This window comes from Noviherbaspirillum sp. (assembly GCF_035254865.1).
Classification (GTDB): Bacteria; Pseudomonadota; Gammaproteobacteria; order Burkholderiales; family Burkholderiaceae_D; genus Noviherbaspirillum.
In genome coordinates this window covers 1-16,124 of the sequence record NZ_DATFAF010000087.1, presented here as the reverse complement: position 1 = coordinate 16,124, position 16,124 = coordinate 1, and the positions used below count along the sequence as shown (strand labels likewise).

The following is a 16,124-nucleotide window of genomic DNA, read 5'->3' as shown; positions in this document are numbered from 1 at the left end:
CGCATCACTGCACGAGTCAGTGCATGACGGCGGCGGCCGGGGCGCGAATGAAGAAGGTTCCGGAGTTGGGTAAAAGCAAGGAGTATGCCGAAGAGTAATGTCAGCGCGCGGCGTGCGCCTTTGTCAGTCAGACGGCAATCTCGCTGTTATCTCGCGCTCATCCGACGGCGCGATGGCGCGCGAGTATTCGGTCATCGCGTGGACGATCTGCGTGCGCTGCTCGGCTGCTACCTTGTCCAGCAACGGATAGACCAGCATTTCCTCTTTCACGCAGTGCTGCTGCATCAGCAGGGCATAGGACTCGGCGTGCAACAGAAAATCGGCGGGATGGAAGTTGATCAGCGCGTCAAACATGCGGTCCACGATGCAGCGCAACTGCTGATGTTCCTGGCGCAGCATCTCGATCGGGCCGGTTCCGTGGCGGATGGTTTGCTCAAAAACGGGAAAAAGCACTTTCTCTTCCATGCGAATGTGCTGCTTGATCGCGTCGCTGAACCGGAGGAAGCGGGTGTGGGCATCATCCCAATTTTTTTCACGGAGGCAGTTTCCAATTTGCGCGAACAAAAGGTCGCAGTGCTTGTGGTCAAGCCCCAACTGGCCGCAAATGGTATCCATGGCATGCGCTCCGTGTGATCGTCCTATTTGTACTGTGAAACACGCGCTGTCTCCTTGACCTGAAATAGGTATTTCCAAACACGCAAGAGAGCCAGGATTGTCAATGCGGCAAGAATTTGGTGCTGCTTGACCCAAATCAAATAAATTGCCGCTCGGCATCGCTATAGTCTGTTTCGCACACCGCATACGGCCTGTTGATTTTTTGATGCCTCGTTTTCGCCACCTTCTCGTTTATCTCGTCGCAGCATTGCTGGCAGCGGCGGTGCAGAATACGGCGTTTTCGCAATTGCGAGCCGTGGAAGTGCCCCCCTACCAGCCGCCGGCGACACCTGCGGTCAAGCCCGAGACGAATGCGGTTGACGAGATCACGAATCCCGCCGGGCTTTACGATGTCGGCAGCCCCAATTACGACAGCCTGCAGAAAATCGAAGAAGCGCGCGTCGGACTTCCGCTCGACAAGAGAGGGAAGGTCGACTGGATGACGGCATTGCGCAGCGGCGCCATCCAGCCGCGCGCCGATCTGAATGGCAACAAGCCCGCCGAGCTGCTGAACCTGGACATCATCCTGAAGAATACGAAGGAGATGCCCTATGTGAAATTTCCCCACAGTTCGCATACGGAATGGCTGACCTGCAGCAATTGCCACGACAAGATCTTCGTGCCGAAGGCCGGCGCCAATGCGATCACCATGACGAAGATTTTTCAAGGTGAATATTGCGGCGCCTGCCACGGGCGCGTGGCGTTTGCCACGCTGTATTCCTGCGAGCGCTGCCATAGCGTGCTGCACGGCGATGGCAAGGCGTGGTGGTGACGTGGGAACTGGTTTTTTTAATCCCATTTCGGGAAAATTGATCTGGATCATTAAAAAGAATAGCGTCCACGTTACGCTTATGGTTATGTTGATTTCTCTCAAAGAGGTTGGCGCGAAGTTTGCATGTTTCCCTGGTATCGCTTGATTTCAACGGCCGTTCATAACGGCCCTGAGGCAGTTGGTTGACCGTGGTCATGTGCGTTTCCGTCAGAGAGAAAGCGATGGGGCAGAGGGCATGTCATGAGCCGTATGAGGGAGCCGCATGCGTGCGGTTCATTGCAGGCTCTCTGGGTGATGCGGATTCCGATTGTCAGTAACGAGGTTTTTGAAAATGAGAATAGAACGTGTTCGATCGCCGCGAGACGACTCCATGCAAAACCTGAGACGCATTCTTGCCAATACATCGCTGTTTCGTATGCTCGATGACAGGCAGCTCGATGAAGTCACGGCAGCTACCCAACCCATCCGCGCCTCCACCAACACCTGCGTGATCAACCAGGGAGATGCCCCGAAAGGCGTCTATATCGTGGTCTACGGCCAGGTGAAGATCGGCTTTGATCGCAAGGACGGCAGCGAGAAGACGCTGGCGATCCTGGGGCAGAACAAATGCTTCGGGCTGGGCGAAATGCTGCTCGACCGCGCACATCTGGCATTTGTGAAAACCACCACCGATTCGATGCTGCTGCATACCACCCGTGACAAGGTGCTGGAAGTCGCAAAGGAGAACTTCCCCTTCGCGCAGGAGCTGATGGTCTGCGTCGGCCGCCAGCTGTACACCCTGGTACGCGACATCGAAAGCTATTCGCTGCAGACCGCCAAGCAGCGCCTGGCCGGCTACCTGCTGCGGCAGAGCCAGTACCAGGCCGGCGACTGCGTTGAACTCATCGCCAGCAAGACCCTGATCGCCTCGCGCCTGAGCCTCACGCCGGAAACCTTGTCGCGCCTGCTGCACGATTTCTCGTCGGACGGGCTGATCTCGGTCACCGGCCGTCGCATCAAGATCCTGGATTACGAGCGCATGGGCGGCATGCTCGCCGCCTGAGCCTCGCGCCGTACCTGCCGGCCGCGTACAATGCGTGCGCGGCCAACCTCATTTCCCCATTGAAAAAAAGGGCGGCGCGCGGGCTCGTCCGGGTATCATGCCGTACTTTGAACATGCCGCGCCTGGATTGGTGATCTGAGTCAACTCAGGACCGCTTCCGACCGTGATTCTCCGGGCACGCAATCGCAACATGGCACATAATGTGCATTCCGGACGGAAACGCGATGTTGCGCGTAGCGCGGCGTGTTTCCTGTTTGCTTTTTGATCATTTTATGGCTACTAGTAATCCGCCTGACGCGCATTCACGCGTGAATTCTTCCCGCCGGCACGGCAAAGGACGCGAATGACCTTGCAGGCTCACGAACTAGGTTGCATCCGCGGCGATCTGCAACTGTTTTCAGGCATCAATTTTGACATCCAGCCTGGCGACGCAATGCGCGTCGCCGGTACCAATGGCAGCGGCAAGACCAGCCTGCTGCGCATCCTGTGCGGACTGTCGGTCCCGGCCCAGGGCGAAGTGCGCTGGGCCGGACGCAATATCCGCGGCCTGCGCGACGAATTTCACAGCAAGCTCATTTACCTCGGCCACGCCAATGGCGTGAAGGACGACCTGCAGGCATGGGAAAACCTGGTCGTTTCATCAACCCTCACCGGCAGGCCGGTCACCAGCGATGAGGCGCATGGCGCGCTGGAGGAGCTGGGGCTGGGGCGCGCGGCCGATCTGCCGACGCGGGCGCTATCGCAGGGACAGCGCAAACGCGTGGCGCTGGCGCGCCTGAGCCTCGGACTGGCGATGCCCTTGTGGATCCTCGATGAACCGTTCACGGCGCTCGACGTCAACGCGGTCAAGGCCCTGTGCGGCACCATCAACAAGCATCTGGCAGGCGGCGGCATGGTCATTTACACCACGCATCAGGAAGTCGATCTGCAGGCGCGGCGCTCGCTGTGCCTGGACATGAACCAGGGGCGTCTATGCTGAAGGTTCTGATGTGCGTGATCCGGCGCGATCTGCTGCTGGCGTTCAGGCGGCGTTCCGATGTCCTGACGACCTTGTTTTTCTTCATTATCGTCGCCAGTTTGTTTCCGCTTGGCGTAGGGCCGGAACCTTCCTTGTTGCGGACCATGGCGCCCGGCATCCTGTGGGTGGCGGCGCTGCTGGCTTCCATGCTTGCGCTGGGGCGCCTGTTTGCGCTGGATTATGCCGATGGGACGCTGGAGCAGATGGTGCTGTCGTCCGAGCCCTTGACTGTCATCGTGATCGGCAAGGTGATCGCGCATTGGCTGGTGTCCGGTTTTCCGCTGGTGCTGCTGGCGCCGGTGCTGGCGATTCAGTTTGATCTTCCGACATCATCGGTGGGCGTCCTGTTCGTGACCCTGCTGCTCGGCACACCGGTGCTGAGCCTGATCGGTTCCATCGGTGCGGCGCTGACACTGGGCGTGCGCGGTGGCGGCGTGCTGGTTTCGCTGCTGGTTCTGCCACTGTATATCCCGGTACTGATTTTCGGTGCCGGTGCCGTCGGCGCGGAAGCGTCCGGTGTGGGCGCAACCGCACATCTGTTGCTGCTGGGTGGGGCGCTGGCGGGCGCGGCCGCATTGACACCATGGGCCGCCGCCGCGGGGCTGCGGATTGCGTTGGAATAAACAAGCACGGATGAGCGGTGCGCCGACAGTTTCATCCGTGGCATAGCGATTGCTTTCATAGCGGAAAAACGCGAATGAATGTTGTTTTGGCTTAAATACGCCCGGTCCATGTTCTGTTAAGCGCGCCTTAAGCACGCGCCGGCAATATGCTGTAGAGTGCTTTCCCGATTTCGGGAAGATGATTGACCCTCTCCATTCGGGGTTCGAGAGACAATCCTTGTAGAAAACCTTATTGGAGCATTGCAGTAGTGTCCATTTCCGACCACCTTCTCTCCGGTAATCTGGAATCGAGCGGATTCAGATTTTTCAAATTTGCATCACCTCAGACCTTTTTCCCATTAGCGGGAAAAATGATTCCCTTGTTTGCAACTGCCGCGGTCATTCTCGGCATTGTCGGTTTGTATATCGGGCTGGTGCTCGCGCCCACCGATCACCAGCAGGGCGATGCCTATCGCATCATCTTCCTGCATGTGCCGGCCGCGTGGATGTCGATGTTCATCTACTGCGTGATGGCCTTCTGGTCGGCCGTCGGACTGGTGCTCAATACGCGCCTGTCCTCGATGATGGCGACCGCGCTGGCTCCGACCGGCGCGATGTTCACCTTCCTCGCGCTGTGGACCGGTTCCTTGTGGGGCAAACCGACCTGGGGCACCTGGTGGGTATGGGACGCACGTCTGACGTCGGAACTGATTCTGCTGTTCCTCTACATCGGCTTCATGGCCTTGCAGGCATCGATCGATGACATGCGCCGTGCCGACAAGGCCGGTGCGGTGCTCGCGCTGGTCGGCGTGGTCAACGTGCCCATCATTTATTTTTCGGTCCAGTGGTGGAACACGCTGCACCAGGGTTCATCGGTCAGCATGACCAAGGCGCCGAGCATGGCAATGACCATGCTGCTCGGCATGCTGGTGCTCGCGCTGGCCTCATGGGCCTATACCATCATGGTGACGCTGATGCGGGTGCGCTGCATCATGCTCGAACGCGAGCGCCATACCGACTGGGTGAAAGAATACGTGGAGAAGAACGCATGAATTGGCATAGCTGGGGCGAATTTTTCGCAATGGGCGGGTACGCGCTCTATGTGTGGGGCTCGGTGCTGATGACTTTCGTATTGCTGGGCGCGGAGCTGATGTCGGTGCGCGCGCGACGCAATACGCTGCTCAAGCAATACAGCCGCTGGATACGGAACAATCGGAGGGAAGAGAATGAAGACAAGGCATAAGCGCCTGGTTTTGGTTGCCGCAGGGCTTGCCACGCTGGGGCTGGCAGCATGGCTTGTGTTGTCGGCCTTTAAACAGAACATGGTGTTTTTCTTCACGCCAACCCAGGTTTTTTCCGGCGAAGCGCCCAAGGGGCGGAGCTTTCGCATCGGTGGCATGGTCGAAAACGGCAGTCTCATGCGCCAGCCTGACGGCGTCACCGTCACCTTTGTCGTGACCGACACGGCGCAAAAGCTTCCCGTGACCTACAAAGGCATCCTGCCCGACCTGTTCAAGGAAGGGAAGGGCGTGGTTGCACAAGGAAAACTCGACAATCAAGGCAAGTTCGTCGCGGAAGAAGTGCTGGCAAAGCATGATGAAAACTACATGCCGCCGGATGCTGCTTACGCGATGAAGAAGGGTCAGGAGGCCAATCAAAAGGCGGCTGCTGCTGGCACAATGGCAAAGGATGCAAAATAAATGATTCCTGAACTTGGCAATTTCGCCATCGTCCTCGCCTTGTGCGTGGCGCTGGTGCAAGGCATTCTCCCGATCGCCGGGTCGTTCACGGGCAACCAACGCTGGATGGCGCTCGCCCGGCCGACGTCCGCGGCGCAATTCATCCTGGTGACAACGGCGTTCTCCTGTCTGGTCTATGCGTTCGTCACCAATGACTTCTCGGTGACCTACGTCGCTTCCAACTCGAACTCCAAACTGCCGGTCTACTACCGTATCGCCGGCGCCTGGGGCGGGCACGAGGGTTCGATGCTGTTGTGGATCCAGATGCTGGCACTATGGACGCTTGCCGTCGCCCAATTCAGTCGCCAGCTGCCGGATCAGACGGTGGCGCGCGTGCTGGGCGTGATGGGCCTCGTCAGCGTCGGCTTCCTTGCCTTCCTGCTGTTCACGTCCAATCCGTTTGCGCGCCTGCTGCCGATGCCGGTCGATGGCCGTGACCTGAATCCCTTGCTGCAAGACTTCGGCATGATCATCCATCCGCCGCTGCTGTACATGGGCTATGTCGGCTTCTCGGTGGCGTTCGCATTCGCGATTGCCGCGCTGATGGGCGGGCAGCTCGACGCGGCGTGGGCACGCTGGTCGCGCCCCTGGACGACGGTCGCGTGGATGTTCCTGACGCTGGGCATTTTCATGGGCAGCTTCTGGGCCTATTACGAGCTGGGCTGGGGCGGCTGGTGGTTCTGGGATCCCGTCGAGAACGCATCCTTCATGCCGTGGCTGGTCGGCACCGCGCTGATCCACTCGCTGGCCGTGACGGAAAAGCGCGGCAGCTTCAAGAACTGGACCGTGCTGCTGGCAATCATCGCCTTTACGCTGTCGCTGCTGGGTACCTTCCTGGTTCGTTCCGGCGTGCTGACTTCGGTGCATGCCTTCGCCACCGATCCGGAGCGCGGCATGTTCATCCTGGTCTTCCTCGCGATCGTGATCGGCGGCTCGCTCACGCTGTACGCGTGGCGCGCACCGAGCGTAGGACTGGGCGGCCGTTTCGCGCTGATTTCGCGCGAGTCGATGCTGCTGGTCAACAACGTGCTGCTGCTGGTGGCTTCCGGCACCGTGCTGCTCGGCACCCTGTATCCCTTGTTCCTCGATGCGCTCAACCTCGGCAAGATTTCCGTCGGGCCTCCGTACTTCGATGCGGTGTTCGTGCCGCTGATGATTCCGGTGCTGATATTGCTGGCCATCGGACCGTTCGCGCGCTGGAAGGAAACATCGGTCGCCGATCTGCTGCGTCGCTTGCGCTGGGTGGCGCTGGCCGCGGTCGGGCTGGCCCTGGCCATCGCGCTGGTGCTGGCAGCGTCGCCGATGGTGACCGCGGGCCTTGCGTTTGCGATCTGGATCGTGTTCGGATCGATTGCGCACCTGGTCGAACGCGCACGTCATGCGCCGAAGGACATGTCGCTGTGGAAGCGGCTGTCGCGCGAGCCGCGCAGCTACTGGGCAATGCTAGTCGCGCACGTCGGCATCGGCGTGTTCGTGGTGGGCGTGACCCTGGTCAAGGGACTGGATGAAGCCAAGGACGTCAGCATGCGCGTCGGCGACACCACGTCGGTGAACGGCTACACCTTCAGCTTCAAGGATCTGCAAGAGATCAAGGGACCGAACTATGTTGCTGCACAAGCGACCTTTGACGTCACCTATGGCGGCAAGCCGGTCACGACGCTGATGCCGGAAAAGCGCCTGTACACGGTGCAGCAAATGCCGATGACGGAGGCCGGCATCGACCGCGGCTTCACGCATGATCTGTATGTGTCGCTCGGCGAGGAAACGGCGGACGGCGCATGGGTGGTTCGCGTGCAGTACAAGCCTTTCGTCGGCTGGATCTGGGGCGGCTGCCTGATCATGGCATTCGGCGGCTTGCTGGCTGCGTCGGACCGTCGTTATCGCGTCGCGTCGCGCAAGAAGGCCGCGGAAACCATCGCAGCGGTCAAACCCGTCAGCGTTTGACGAACCAACCGGGATCGGTCCGCGGAAAATTTTCCGTGGACCGATCCCCTCGAAGCAAAGCTTATGAAACGATTTCTTCTACCGCTAGGTGTGTTCATCGGTCTGCTGGTTTTTCTTGCCATCGGCCTGCGCCTCAACCCGCGCGAGATTCCGTCGCCGTTCATCGGCAAGCCGGCGCCGGCATTCAAGCTGACGCAGTTGCAGGCACCGGACAAGACCATCTCACCGCAGGACATGAAGGGCCAGGTGTGGCTGCTGAATGTGTGGGCATCGTGGTGCGTGTCCTGCCGTCAGGAGCATCCGGTGCTGATGGATTTTGCCAGGACCAATACCTTGCCCATCGTCGGCCTCAACTACAAGGACAAGCGTGAAGACGGTCTGGGCTGGCTGCGTCAATTCGGCAATCCCTATACCGTTTCTGCCTTCGACAACGATGGCCGCGTCGGCATCGATTACGGCGTGTACGGCGTGCCGGAGACCTTCGTGATCGACAAGCAAGGCGTCATCCGCATGAAGTACACCGGCCCGATCACGCCCGAGGCGATCGCCGAAAAACTCCTGCCCTTGATCAAGGAATTGAAGAGTGCGTAAATTTTTTCTGTCACTGATGCTCGTCCTGTCCTTCGCCGCGCAAGCGAAGGAGGCGCCGCCGGCAGCGGCCGATCCCGCGCTGGAGAAGCGCATGCTGGACCTGACCGAGCAATTGCGTTGCCTGGTGTGCCAGAACCAGACGATCGCCGATTCGCATGCCGAGCTGGCCGTCGATTTGAAGAACCAGGTGCGCGAGAAACTTGCCGCCGGCATGTCCGACAAGGACGTGATCAATTACATGGTGGAGCGTTACGGCGACTTCGTGCTGTACAAGCCGCCGGTCAAGGGCATCACCTGGCTGTTGTGGTTCGGCCCGTTCCTGCTGCTGGTCGGCGGAATCGCGGTGCTGGTGGTCAAGGTCAAGGGCCGCGGCGCACCGACCGACAACGTGCCTGAAGAAGAATTGAAACGCGCCGCCAGCCTGCTGAAGGACGCGAACACACCGAAGGATAAAGCATGACAGCATTTCTGATTGGCGCCGCGCTGCTGATGGCGACGGCACTGGCCTTCGTCCTGACGCCGCTGCTGCGCAAGGAGCGGGTCACGACTGACCACATCCAACGCGATCAACTGAATCTCGCGGTATTGCGCGATCAGTTGCGTGAACTCGATACGGATCTCGAGGGCGGCCTGATCGAGCCGCTCGCCTATGAGAGCGCACGGCACGAGCTGGAGCGCCGCGTAGCGGAAGAGGTCAGGCCGGATGTATCCGTGCATACCAGCGGCGCCAGCAAGCGCTGGACTGCGATACTGGTCGGTGTCGCGGTGCCCGCGCTGGCGGTCGCCATTTACCTGCTGGTGGGAACGCCGGCGGCGCTCGATCCGGCCAAGGTCGCCGCCGCGAGCGAGAACTCGCACGAGCTCACCGACGAACAGATCCAGGGCATGGTCGCCAAGCTCGCGGAGCGCCTCAAGAGCGATCCGAATAACATCGAAGGCTGGAACATGCTGGCACGTTCCTACGCCGCAATGGGGCGTTATCCGGAAGCCAGCGAGGCCTTTGCGCATCTCGCTAAACTGGTACCGGACGATGCCGCGATGCTGACCGACTATGCGGATACGCTGGCCATGGCGGCGAATCGCAGCCTGCAGGGCGAGCCGGAGAAGCTGATCGAACGCGCGCTCTCTATCGATCCGAAGAACGTCAAGGCACTCGCCCTGGCGGGTAGCGCGGCCTTCGAGCGCAAGGACTATGCGCATGCGGTGACAAGCTGGCAAAAGATTCTCGACCTGGTCCCGCGCGATTCCGACATCGCACGTTCCGTCCTCGGCAGCATCAATGAAGCGCAAGGACTGATGGGGCAGCCCCCGGTCGCTATGCCGCAAGCCGCGCCGGCCGCCCAGACCGCTCAGACTGAGAACGCGCCGCAAGCCGTCGCCGGTGCGAAGGTGGAAGGCACGGTCGATATCGATCCCGCTTTGCGCTCCCAGGCTTCCGATACGGATGCGGTTTTCATCTTCGCACGCGCTGCGGAAGGCCCGCGTTTCCCGCTGGCGGTAGTGCGCAAGCAGGTCAAGGATCTGCCGTTCAAGTTTGTGCTGGATGACAGCATGAGCATGACGCCGCAAGCGAAGCTGTCGAATTTCCCGAAAGTGATTGTCGGCGCGCGCGTTTCCAAATCCGGGAGTGCGACGCCCAGTCCCGGCGACCTGGAAGGCCTCGGCGAACCAGTTGTACCTGGCGCCACCAACCTGAAGATTCAGATCAACAAGCGGAATAATTAATCCGCTTCTGCCCAGCCTCCCTACGCCTCACGCAGTCCCGCACCGCGTGAGGCGCTCGCTTCATCCAGACCTGGCTTGAAGCACGTTTCCTCCCTCTCTCCGACAAGCAGCGCCTTCGCATGCAGGATTTCGCCTCCTGAACGGTGACGATTCAGCATAACAACGCGACATTGTTCGAGTAAGCACAATTCTTGCATGCAACGTTTCTAGTACGCAATCTCGTGCGTACCAGCGACGCACAGCACGACAACGGAAACCATCCAATTCATCAGGAAGGAATGCAAGTAATGAAATCAGTCATCAACATCACCAAGCTCGGAGCAGCGGCCCTTGCGATCTCGGCGTTCTCGATCTCGGGGCATGCCCTTGCCGCAGATGCGGTCGCGGCGGAAAAACTCGCGCGCCAGGAGGGATGCCTGCGTTGCCACGGGATCGAGCGCGGCAAGGACGGTCCCGCCTACAAGGACGTGGCGGCCAAGTTCAGGGGCAAGGCCGATGCGGAGGCGCGTCTGCTGCACCATCTGAGCAGCGGTGAAAAAGCGAAGTTCCCCGACGGGCACGAAGAGGAGCACAAGATCCCGAAGACCAAGGACATGGATCAGATCAAGAATCTGGTCCAGTGGATCCTGTCGCTCACATAAGATGACGCATCAACTCTGACGCGGCGCGGGAAGACGCCGGTCATCAGCTACAAAAATCAGGGAGAAAACAATGAAATGCTGGCAGAAAATTGCCACGATGCTGGCGCTCGCCCTCAGCACGCTTGGCGTCATGCCAGCGCATGCAGGCGAGGACGCCGCACTGCAAGCCGACAAGGCGCTTGCGCAAGAGAGCATCTGCACGCGATGCCACGACGAATCCGAGCAGAAGCCGATTCTGACCATCAAGAAATCGCGCCACGGCGTGAAGACGGATGGCCGTACCCCGACCTGCCAGTCCTGTCACGGCGCCAGTGAGGCGCACGTCCGGAACAGCACCCACGCATCCGAACGTCCGCTGGTGGACGCCTTCAGCTCCAGGGAGAAGGCGACCTCGAAGGATATCGAAGCCTGCGTCGGCTGCCACAATTCCGGCAAGCGCACGCACTGGCAGGGCAGTCTGCACGAACGCGCGGGCGTGCTTTGCACGACCTGCCATGAAATGCACACGCACAAGGACAAGGTGCGCGACAAGCTGAGCCAGCCGGAAGTCTGCTTCGCCTGTCACAAGGAGCAGCGCGCGCTCTATACGCGTCCATCGCGCCACCCCATCAAGGACGGCAAGATGGCGTGTTCCGATTGCCACAATCCGCACGGCACCTCCGGTCCGACGCTGCTGGCGCGCGACAGCGTGGTCGCGACCTGCTACACCTGCCACATGGAAAAACGCGGGCCTTTCATCCGCAATCACCAGCCGGCGCAGGAAGACTGCACCATCTGCCACAACCCGCACGGCAGCACCATGCCCAACCTGTTGAAGGCGCGCCCGCCGTTCCTGTGCCAGCAATGCCATGAGCCGGCCACGCACCAAGGACGCGTTGCGACACTGACCGGCGCCAACGCCAATCCTGCCCAGGCCGCCAACACACTGGCGCGCGGTTGCCTGAACTGCCACACGAATACGCACGGCACCAACAATCCGGCGAACATCAACAACGAGCGGACCATGCGGCGCTGATCAGGGACAGGAGAATGAACATGACACGTCAATCACAATTCGCATGTCCCCTTGCGGCCATGGCGGCGGCGCTGCTGGCAGCTTTCGGACCGGCGCACGCGCAGCAGAACCGCGATCTTGCATGGCTCACCAAGCCTTCCAGCACGGTATCGATCGGCACCGGCTACCTGTCTGGCGACGCGCCGAATTTCGGTCGCTACACCGGATTGCGCGAGGAGGGCGCCTACGGCCTGCTCAACATCGACATCAACAAGCTCGATACGACGACCGGCACCTGGACCACGCTCAAAGGCAGCAATCTCGGACTGGAAAACCGCGACTTGCGCTTCCAGCACGAGCGCCAGGGCGACTGGGGCTATACGATCGACTACAGCGAGACGCCGCGTTTCGAACCTTATACGGTGAATACCGCGGTGACCGGCATCGGCACACCGAATCTGGTGATTCCGACATCGGCCGCGGCGGTCGAAGTGCCGACACAGCTCAAGATGAAGCGCGAGTCGCTCGGCATGGGATACACCAGGCAGCTGGGAAGAGGCTTCGACCTGCAGGTCCGTGCGCGCAATGAGGAAAAGGACGGCGCGCGCATCTTCGGACGCGGTGCGGGTACCAATGCCTTCGAATTCGCGCCGGAGCCGATCCACTCGACCACGCGCGAGCTGGAAGCCATCCTCGGTTACACGGACAAGAAGCTGCAGGTCTCCGGCATTTATTACGGCACCGCCTACGACAACCGCAACACCGCGCTAAGGTTTGCCGGCGGCGGCAGCGCGTTGGCCAGCTTCAATCCGATCGGACTGCCGCCGGATTCGCAATCGCATCAACTGGCGCTGGATGGCGGCTACAACTTCAGCCCGACCACGCGCGGCACGTTCAAGCTTGCCTACACCCGCGCGACGCAGAATGATGATTTCATCAGCGGCGTGACGCTTGCCAATGGCATCAATGCGGTCGACAACCTGCACGGACGCATGGACACCACGCAATTGCAGTTTGGCGTGACGGCGCTGCCGTTGCCGAAGCTGTCCGTGCTTGCCGATGTGCGCTACGAAGACCGCGAGGACAAGACGCCGGTCCGTCTCTACACCGAAGCGGGCGTGTCGCCGACTTCCACCTATACCGGTCTTTATGAGCCGCATTCGATCAAGTCGACCACCGGCAAGCTGGAAGCAACTTACCAGTTGCCGAAAGCGATACGCATGACAGCCGGTATCGACTACGTTGAAAAGGATCGCACCGCGCCTGTCATTCGCGCGGTCAGCTTCCGCGACCGGACGGCGGAGACTTCCTATCGCCTCGGCTTCAAGCGCACCATCTCCGAAACGGTGAGCGGTGCCGTGACCTATGTGCACAGCGATCGCAGCGGCTCGGATTTCCAGACCAATGTCCTCAACTGCGGCAGCGTGACATGCACAAGTGGCGCGACCGTCAGTTCGGCATTCAATCTCATCGCCCCGCTGAATCTGGCTGACCGCCAGCGCGACAAGCTGCGCCTGGCGATGAACTGGCAGGCGAGCGAAGCGTTGGCGGTGCAATTCATGGCCGACCTGACACGGGACGATTACGCGAGCCGTACAGCCGACGATTTCGGTCTGCGCGACGGCAGGTCGAAGAATTACTCGATCGATGCGTCGTACGCATTCTCGGATGAATGGCAGGGCAGCGCATGGTTCTCGAAGAACGATACCAGCGCCAATCGCGCCAGCCGCACGACGCCCACCGCGCCATGGTCCTCCACCTTGCTGAACAACGCCAATTCCATCGGCATCGGCCTGCGCGGCAATCCGACCTCCAAGCTGGGAATCGGCATGGACCTGAGTCACTCGGAAATCGCGGATATCTACCGCTTGCAGGCGCTTGCCGGCCCGGCGGTCAGCTCCCTGCCGGACGTGTACACGCGGCAGAGCAACGTGAAGCTGTATGCGATCTATGCGCTGCAGAAGAACACGAGCATCCGCTTCGACTTCGTTCATGACCGCTTCAGCACCAACGACTGGTCCTGGTCGAGCTGGGCATACAGCGACGGCACCACCCTTGCGCAAAGGCCGCAGCAGGACGTCAACTTCCTCGGGGTGACCTATATCTACCGGTTCCAGTAAATCGCTGTAATGGTCTTTCAAGCAGCGGCAGAGGCCGAGTTCAAGCGGGGCGCGCGAGCAGCTCCGCTTTTTTTCGGCGCATGCCGCTTCGATGCGGTGCACAAGAAAAGCTGGTACATCCTTTGCATACTATGTCCTACAAGGCGTCCGAATGTGCGGGTCAGCTGATTGAGTGACCGCAGTGATCGGCATGTTTCGCGGAGTTTGCGGGGGAAGACCAAGGCAAACCGGCGCCGCCGAAGAAGCAAGCGATTCTCGATTCTCGGGTTCTGTCTCGAAACTGAGAACCGGGTCGCGCAGCAAACGGAAGTTGGGAGGACGGTCCTGCCGAATGCCATGCTCGTCATGGATACCCGGACAGGACCCGAGAGCCAGGACGAATTACGCGGAACCGACACAGGGAGGCAAGACCTGTGTCGAATGCACCTCTTGCCAGCTGATAACAAGGAACCTGGAGATGAATAATCTGATATCCGAACATGGCATCACGCCGCAGTTTGATCATTCCGCACCGATTGCATTCGACGAGACCGCGATTCGCATCACGGTTCCGGCCTACCTGCAAAAGATCTACTGGTGGGCCTACGTGCACCCGAATGCCGTGAAGGTGTTCGAACGCGAATGGCTGGTCAACCTGATCCTGTTCGGAAATTACTCCGCGCTGCGCGACAAGGCGCTCGACGAGATCGGCCACGACGCGAAGGGCAGCACGCTGCAGGTCGCCTGTGCCTATGGCGATCTCACGCCGCGCCTGCGCGAACGCATCGCCGACGATGGAAAGCTGCACGTGATCGATGTGCTGCCCATCCAGTTGGAGAACCTGAAGCGCAAGCTGCCTGCCGACATGCGCGTGTCCCTGATCCAGCGCGATTCCGCCGCGCTCGGTTTTGCCGACGCCAGCTACGAACGCGTGCTGGTGTTCTTCCTGCTGCATGAGCAGCCGGAGGATGTGCGTCGCCGCACGCTGGCCGAAGCATGCCGCGTGGTGAAGCCGGGCGGGAAGGTGATCGTGGTCGACTATCATGGTCCGGACAACTGGAATCCGGTTCGTCATCCGCTGCGTGCCTTGCTCAAGCGCCTGGAGCCGTATGCGGACGATTTGTGGAAGAACGAGCTGGAAACCTATCTGCCGACGGACGTGACATTTTCCAGCATGCAGAAGGAAACCTACTTCGGCGGCCTGTACCAAAAGGTGGTGCTGACCCGCTGATACCTGCAAGAGCATTCTTTGAATGCCATACCAACCGAGGGCGGCACAAGGAGGTGCCGCCTTTTGAAATAATCAAGAATTCCGGAGTAAAAGAAGTGAAGCGCGAATGGAGTTTCAATCCCGCGCATCTGTCCGCCGCGGTGATCACGCTCGTCGTGTCGTTCGCGCCGTTGACGGCTGCGGGAGCCGATGCCGATGCTGCCGAATCGCTGGCGCGGCGCGAGAGCTGCCTGAAATGCCATGGCATCGACAAGAGCAAGGATGGACCGGCGTACAAGGAAGTGGCGGCCAAGTACAAGGGCAAGCCGGGTGCGGAAGAGCACTTGATCGAACATGTGAAGTCGGGTAAATCTGTGCAGATGCGCAGCGGAGAATGGGAAGATCACCGGATCATCAAGACCCGTGACGAGGCCGCGATCAGGAACCTGGTGCAGTGGATTCTGTCGCTCGATTCCGCGCCCTAACAGGCTGTTGAAAGACGTAGCGAGCGTGCCGACCTTGGGGCCTGCGGTGCTCTGCGTACCACTCTGTACGCGTGCGCTCCTCTGCCTCAATCTCGCCTCGCTCGCTAGGTTTTTCAACAGCCTGCTAACGCCCTTCCAGCCATGCGGCCACCCCAAGTCCGGCGGCACGACCGCTGGCAAAGCAGCCGGTCAGCAGATAGCCGCCCGTTGGCGCTTCCCAGTCGAGCATTTCGCCGGCACAGAACACCCCCGGCAACGCGCGCAGCATCAAGCGCGCATCGAGCGCCTCGAACGCCACGCCGCCCGCGCTGCTGATCGCCTCATCGATCGGACGCGGCGCCACCAGCTTGAGGGGCAGCGATTTGATCGCCTGCGCCAGGCGTTGCGGGTCCGCGTACTCCTCTTTCGACGCCAGTTCGCGCAGCAGTCCGGCCTTCACGCCGCGCAGGCCGACCCGGCTTTGCAGGTGCGAAGCCATCGAGCGCGAACCGCGCGGATGCGCGACCTCGTCGATCACGCGCTGCAGACTCTTGCCCGGCACCAGATCGAGCGTCAGCGTCGCTTCGCCGTGCACGGCGATCGCATCGCGCAGATGCGACGACAGCGCA

Annotated in this window: 18 protein-coding genes; 16 read left to right on the top strand and 2 right to left on the bottom strand. The window is 60.5% G+C overall.

Annotated elements, in window-relative coordinates:
• Positions 1 to 123: 123 nt before the first annotated feature.
• Entirely contained in the window at positions 124 to 774 is a 651-nt protein-coding gene (locus tag VJ651_RS21620) for a hemerythrin domain-containing protein (RefSeq protein ID WP_324109412.1), read from the bottom strand.
• 46 nt (positions 775 to 820) lie between these two features.
• Between VJ651_RS21620 and VJ651_RS21615 the strand changes: the two genes are divergently transcribed.
• From VJ651_RS21615 to VJ651_RS21540, 16 genes are all read left to right on the top strand, one after another.
• The gene (locus VJ651_RS21615) at positions 821 to 1,426 is read left to right on the top strand and encodes a cytochrome c3 family protein (protein WP_324109411.1); all 606 of its coding nucleotides are present in this window, start codon (positions 821 to 823) and stop codon (positions 1,424 to 1,426) included.
• A 370-nt stretch (positions 1,427 to 1,796) separates the two neighbouring features.
• Positions 1,797 to 2,468: a Crp/Fnr family transcriptional regulator gene (locus tag VJ651_RS21610; RefSeq protein ID WP_324109410.1), complete on the top strand. Its 672-nt coding sequence runs from the start codon at positions 1,797 to 1,799 to the stop codon at positions 2,466 to 2,468.
• A 343-nt stretch (positions 2,469 to 2,811) separates the two neighbouring features.
• A complete protein-coding gene (gene ccmA / locus VJ651_RS21605; protein WP_324109409.1) occupies positions 2,812 to 3,447 on the top strand; it encodes a cytochrome c biogenesis heme-transporting ATPase CcmA in 636 nt (211 codons plus the stop codon).
• Positions 3,441 to 4,109, top strand: a complete 669-nt coding sequence (ccmB, locus tag VJ651_RS21600) for a heme exporter protein CcmB (protein WP_324109408.1) — start codon at positions 3,441 to 3,443, stop codon at positions 4,107 to 4,109. The genes ccmA and ccmB overlap by 7 nt, the downstream gene beginning before the upstream one ends.
• A 350-nt stretch (positions 4,110 to 4,459) precedes the next feature.
• On the top strand, positions 4,460 to 5,140 hold the full coding sequence (gene ccmC / locus VJ651_RS21595; protein WP_324109407.1) for a heme ABC transporter permease CcmC: 681 nt from the start codon (positions 4,460 to 4,462) through the stop codon (positions 5,138 to 5,140).
• Entirely contained in the window at positions 5,137 to 5,331 is a 195-nt protein-coding gene (gene ccmD / locus VJ651_RS21590) for a heme exporter protein CcmD (protein WP_324109406.1), read from the top strand. Before ccmC ends, ccmD begins: the two co-directional genes overlap by 4 nt.
• Positions 5,315 to 5,788: a cytochrome c maturation protein CcmE gene (ccmE, locus tag VJ651_RS21585; RefSeq protein ID WP_324109405.1), complete on the top strand. Its 474-nt coding sequence runs from the start codon at positions 5,315 to 5,317 to the stop codon at positions 5,786 to 5,788. The genes ccmD and ccmE overlap by 17 nt, the downstream gene beginning before the upstream one ends.
• A complete protein-coding gene (locus VJ651_RS21580; protein ID WP_324109404.1) occupies positions 5,789 to 7,771 on the top strand; it encodes a heme lyase CcmF/NrfE family subunit in 1,983 nt (660 codons plus the stop codon).
• 63 nt (positions 7,772 to 7,834) lie between these two features.
• Positions 7,835 to 8,362 carry a DsbE family thiol:disulfide interchange protein gene (locus tag VJ651_RS21575; protein ID WP_324109403.1) on the top strand — a complete coding sequence of 176 codons (528 nt, stop codon included), beginning with the start codon at positions 7,835 to 7,837 and terminating at the stop codon, positions 8,360 to 8,362.
• Positions 8,355 to 8,822, top strand: coding sequence for a cytochrome c-type biogenesis protein (locus VJ651_RS21570; protein WP_414691372.1), 468 nt, complete (start codon positions 8,355 to 8,357; stop codon positions 8,820 to 8,822). The genes VJ651_RS21575 and VJ651_RS21570 overlap by 8 nt, the downstream gene beginning before the upstream one ends.
• Complete coding sequence (gene ccmI, locus VJ651_RS21565; RefSeq protein ID WP_324109402.1) at positions 8,819 to 10,087, top strand: c-type cytochrome biogenesis protein CcmI; 1,269 nt, start codon at positions 8,819 to 8,821, stop codon at positions 10,085 to 10,087. The genes VJ651_RS21570 and ccmI overlap by 4 nt, the downstream gene beginning before the upstream one ends.
• Positions 10,088 to 10,374: 287 nt before the next feature.
• Positions 10,375 to 10,728: a c-type cytochrome gene (locus VJ651_RS21560; protein WP_324109401.1), complete on the top strand. Its 354-nt coding sequence runs from the start codon at positions 10,375 to 10,377 to the stop codon at positions 10,726 to 10,728.
• 70 nt (positions 10,729 to 10,798) lie between these two features.
• Positions 10,799 to 11,743, top strand: a complete 945-nt coding sequence (locus tag VJ651_RS21555) for a DmsE family decaheme c-type cytochrome (protein ID WP_324109400.1) — start codon at positions 10,799 to 10,801, stop codon at positions 11,741 to 11,743.
• Between the two features lie 20 nt (positions 11,744 to 11,763).
• A complete protein-coding gene (locus VJ651_RS21550; RefSeq protein WP_324109399.1) occupies positions 11,764 to 13,842 on the top strand; it encodes an MtrB/PioB family decaheme-associated outer membrane protein in 2,079 nt (692 codons plus the stop codon).
• 457 nt (positions 13,843 to 14,299) lie between these two features.
• On the top strand, positions 14,300 to 15,052 hold the full coding sequence (gene rquA / locus VJ651_RS21545; protein WP_324109398.1) for a rhodoquinone biosynthesis methyltransferase RquA: 753 nt from the start codon (positions 14,300 to 14,302) through the stop codon (positions 15,050 to 15,052).
• 95 nt (positions 15,053 to 15,147) lie between these two features.
• On the top strand, positions 15,148 to 15,516 hold the full coding sequence (locus tag VJ651_RS21540; RefSeq protein WP_324109397.1) for a c-type cytochrome: 369 nt from the start codon (positions 15,148 to 15,150) through the stop codon (positions 15,514 to 15,516).
• Between the two features lie 124 nt (positions 15,517 to 15,640).
• On the opposite strand, the gene VJ651_RS21535 is transcribed toward VJ651_RS21540, so the two are convergent.
• The coding region (locus VJ651_RS21535) for an NAD(P)/FAD-dependent oxidoreductase (RefSeq protein WP_324109396.1) at positions 15,641 to 16,124 on the bottom strand (484 nt) is incomplete at its 5' end.

What these genes read in the sequence shown, in the direction of transcription:
- ccmC (WP_324109407.1), top strand. Translation starts at nt 4,460, where the DNA reads ATGATTCCCTTGTTTGCAACTGCCGCGGTCATTCTCGGCATTGTCGGT.
- ccmD (WP_324109406.1), top strand. Translation starts at nt 5,137, where the DNA reads ATGAATTGGCATAGCTGGGGCGAATTTTTCGCAATGGGCGGGTACGCG.
- VJ651_RS21580 (WP_324109404.1), top strand. Translation starts at nt 5,789, where the DNA reads ATGATTCCTGAACTTGGCAATTTCGCCATCGTCCTCGCCTTGTGCGTG.
- ccmA (WP_324109409.1), top strand. Translation starts at nt 2,812, where the DNA reads ATGACCTTGCAGGCTCACGAACTAGGTTGCATCCGCGGCGATCTGCAA.
- VJ651_RS21575 (WP_324109403.1), top strand. Translation starts at nt 7,835, where the DNA reads ATGAAACGATTTCTTCTACCGCTAGGTGTGTTCATCGGTCTGCTGGTT.
- VJ651_RS21550 (WP_324109399.1), top strand. Translation starts at nt 11,764, where the DNA reads ATGACACGTCAATCACAATTCGCATGTCCCCTTGCGGCCATGGCGGCG.
- VJ651_RS21615 (WP_324109411.1), top strand. Translation starts at nt 821, where the DNA reads ATGCCTCGTTTTCGCCACCTTCTCGTTTATCTCGTCGCAGCATTGCTG.
- VJ651_RS21560 (WP_324109401.1), top strand. Translation starts at nt 10,375, where the DNA reads ATGAAATCAGTCATCAACATCACCAAGCTCGGAGCAGCGGCCCTTGCG.
- ccmI (WP_324109402.1), top strand. Translation starts at nt 8,819, where the DNA reads ATGACAGCATTTCTGATTGGCGCCGCGCTGCTGATGGCGACGGCACTG.
- VJ651_RS21610 (WP_324109410.1), top strand. Translation starts at nt 1,797, where the DNA reads ATGCAAAACCTGAGACGCATTCTTGCCAATACATCGCTGTTTCGTATG.
- VJ651_RS21620 (WP_324109412.1), bottom strand. Translation starts at nt 774, where the DNA reads ATGCCGAGCGGCAATTTATTTGATTTGGGTCAAGCAGCACCAAATTCT.
- VJ651_RS21555 (WP_324109400.1), top strand. Translation starts at nt 10,799, where the DNA reads ATGAAATGCTGGCAGAAAATTGCCACGATGCTGGCGCTCGCCCTCAGC.
- ccmB (WP_324109408.1), top strand. Translation starts at nt 3,441, where the DNA reads ATGCTGAAGGTTCTGATGTGCGTGATCCGGCGCGATCTGCTGCTGGCG.
- ccmE (WP_324109405.1), top strand. Translation starts at nt 5,315, where the DNA reads ATGAAGACAAGGCATAAGCGCCTGGTTTTGGTTGCCGCAGGGCTTGCC.
- rquA (WP_324109398.1), top strand. Translation starts at nt 14,300, where the DNA reads ATGAATAATCTGATATCCGAACATGGCATCACGCCGCAGTTTGATCAT.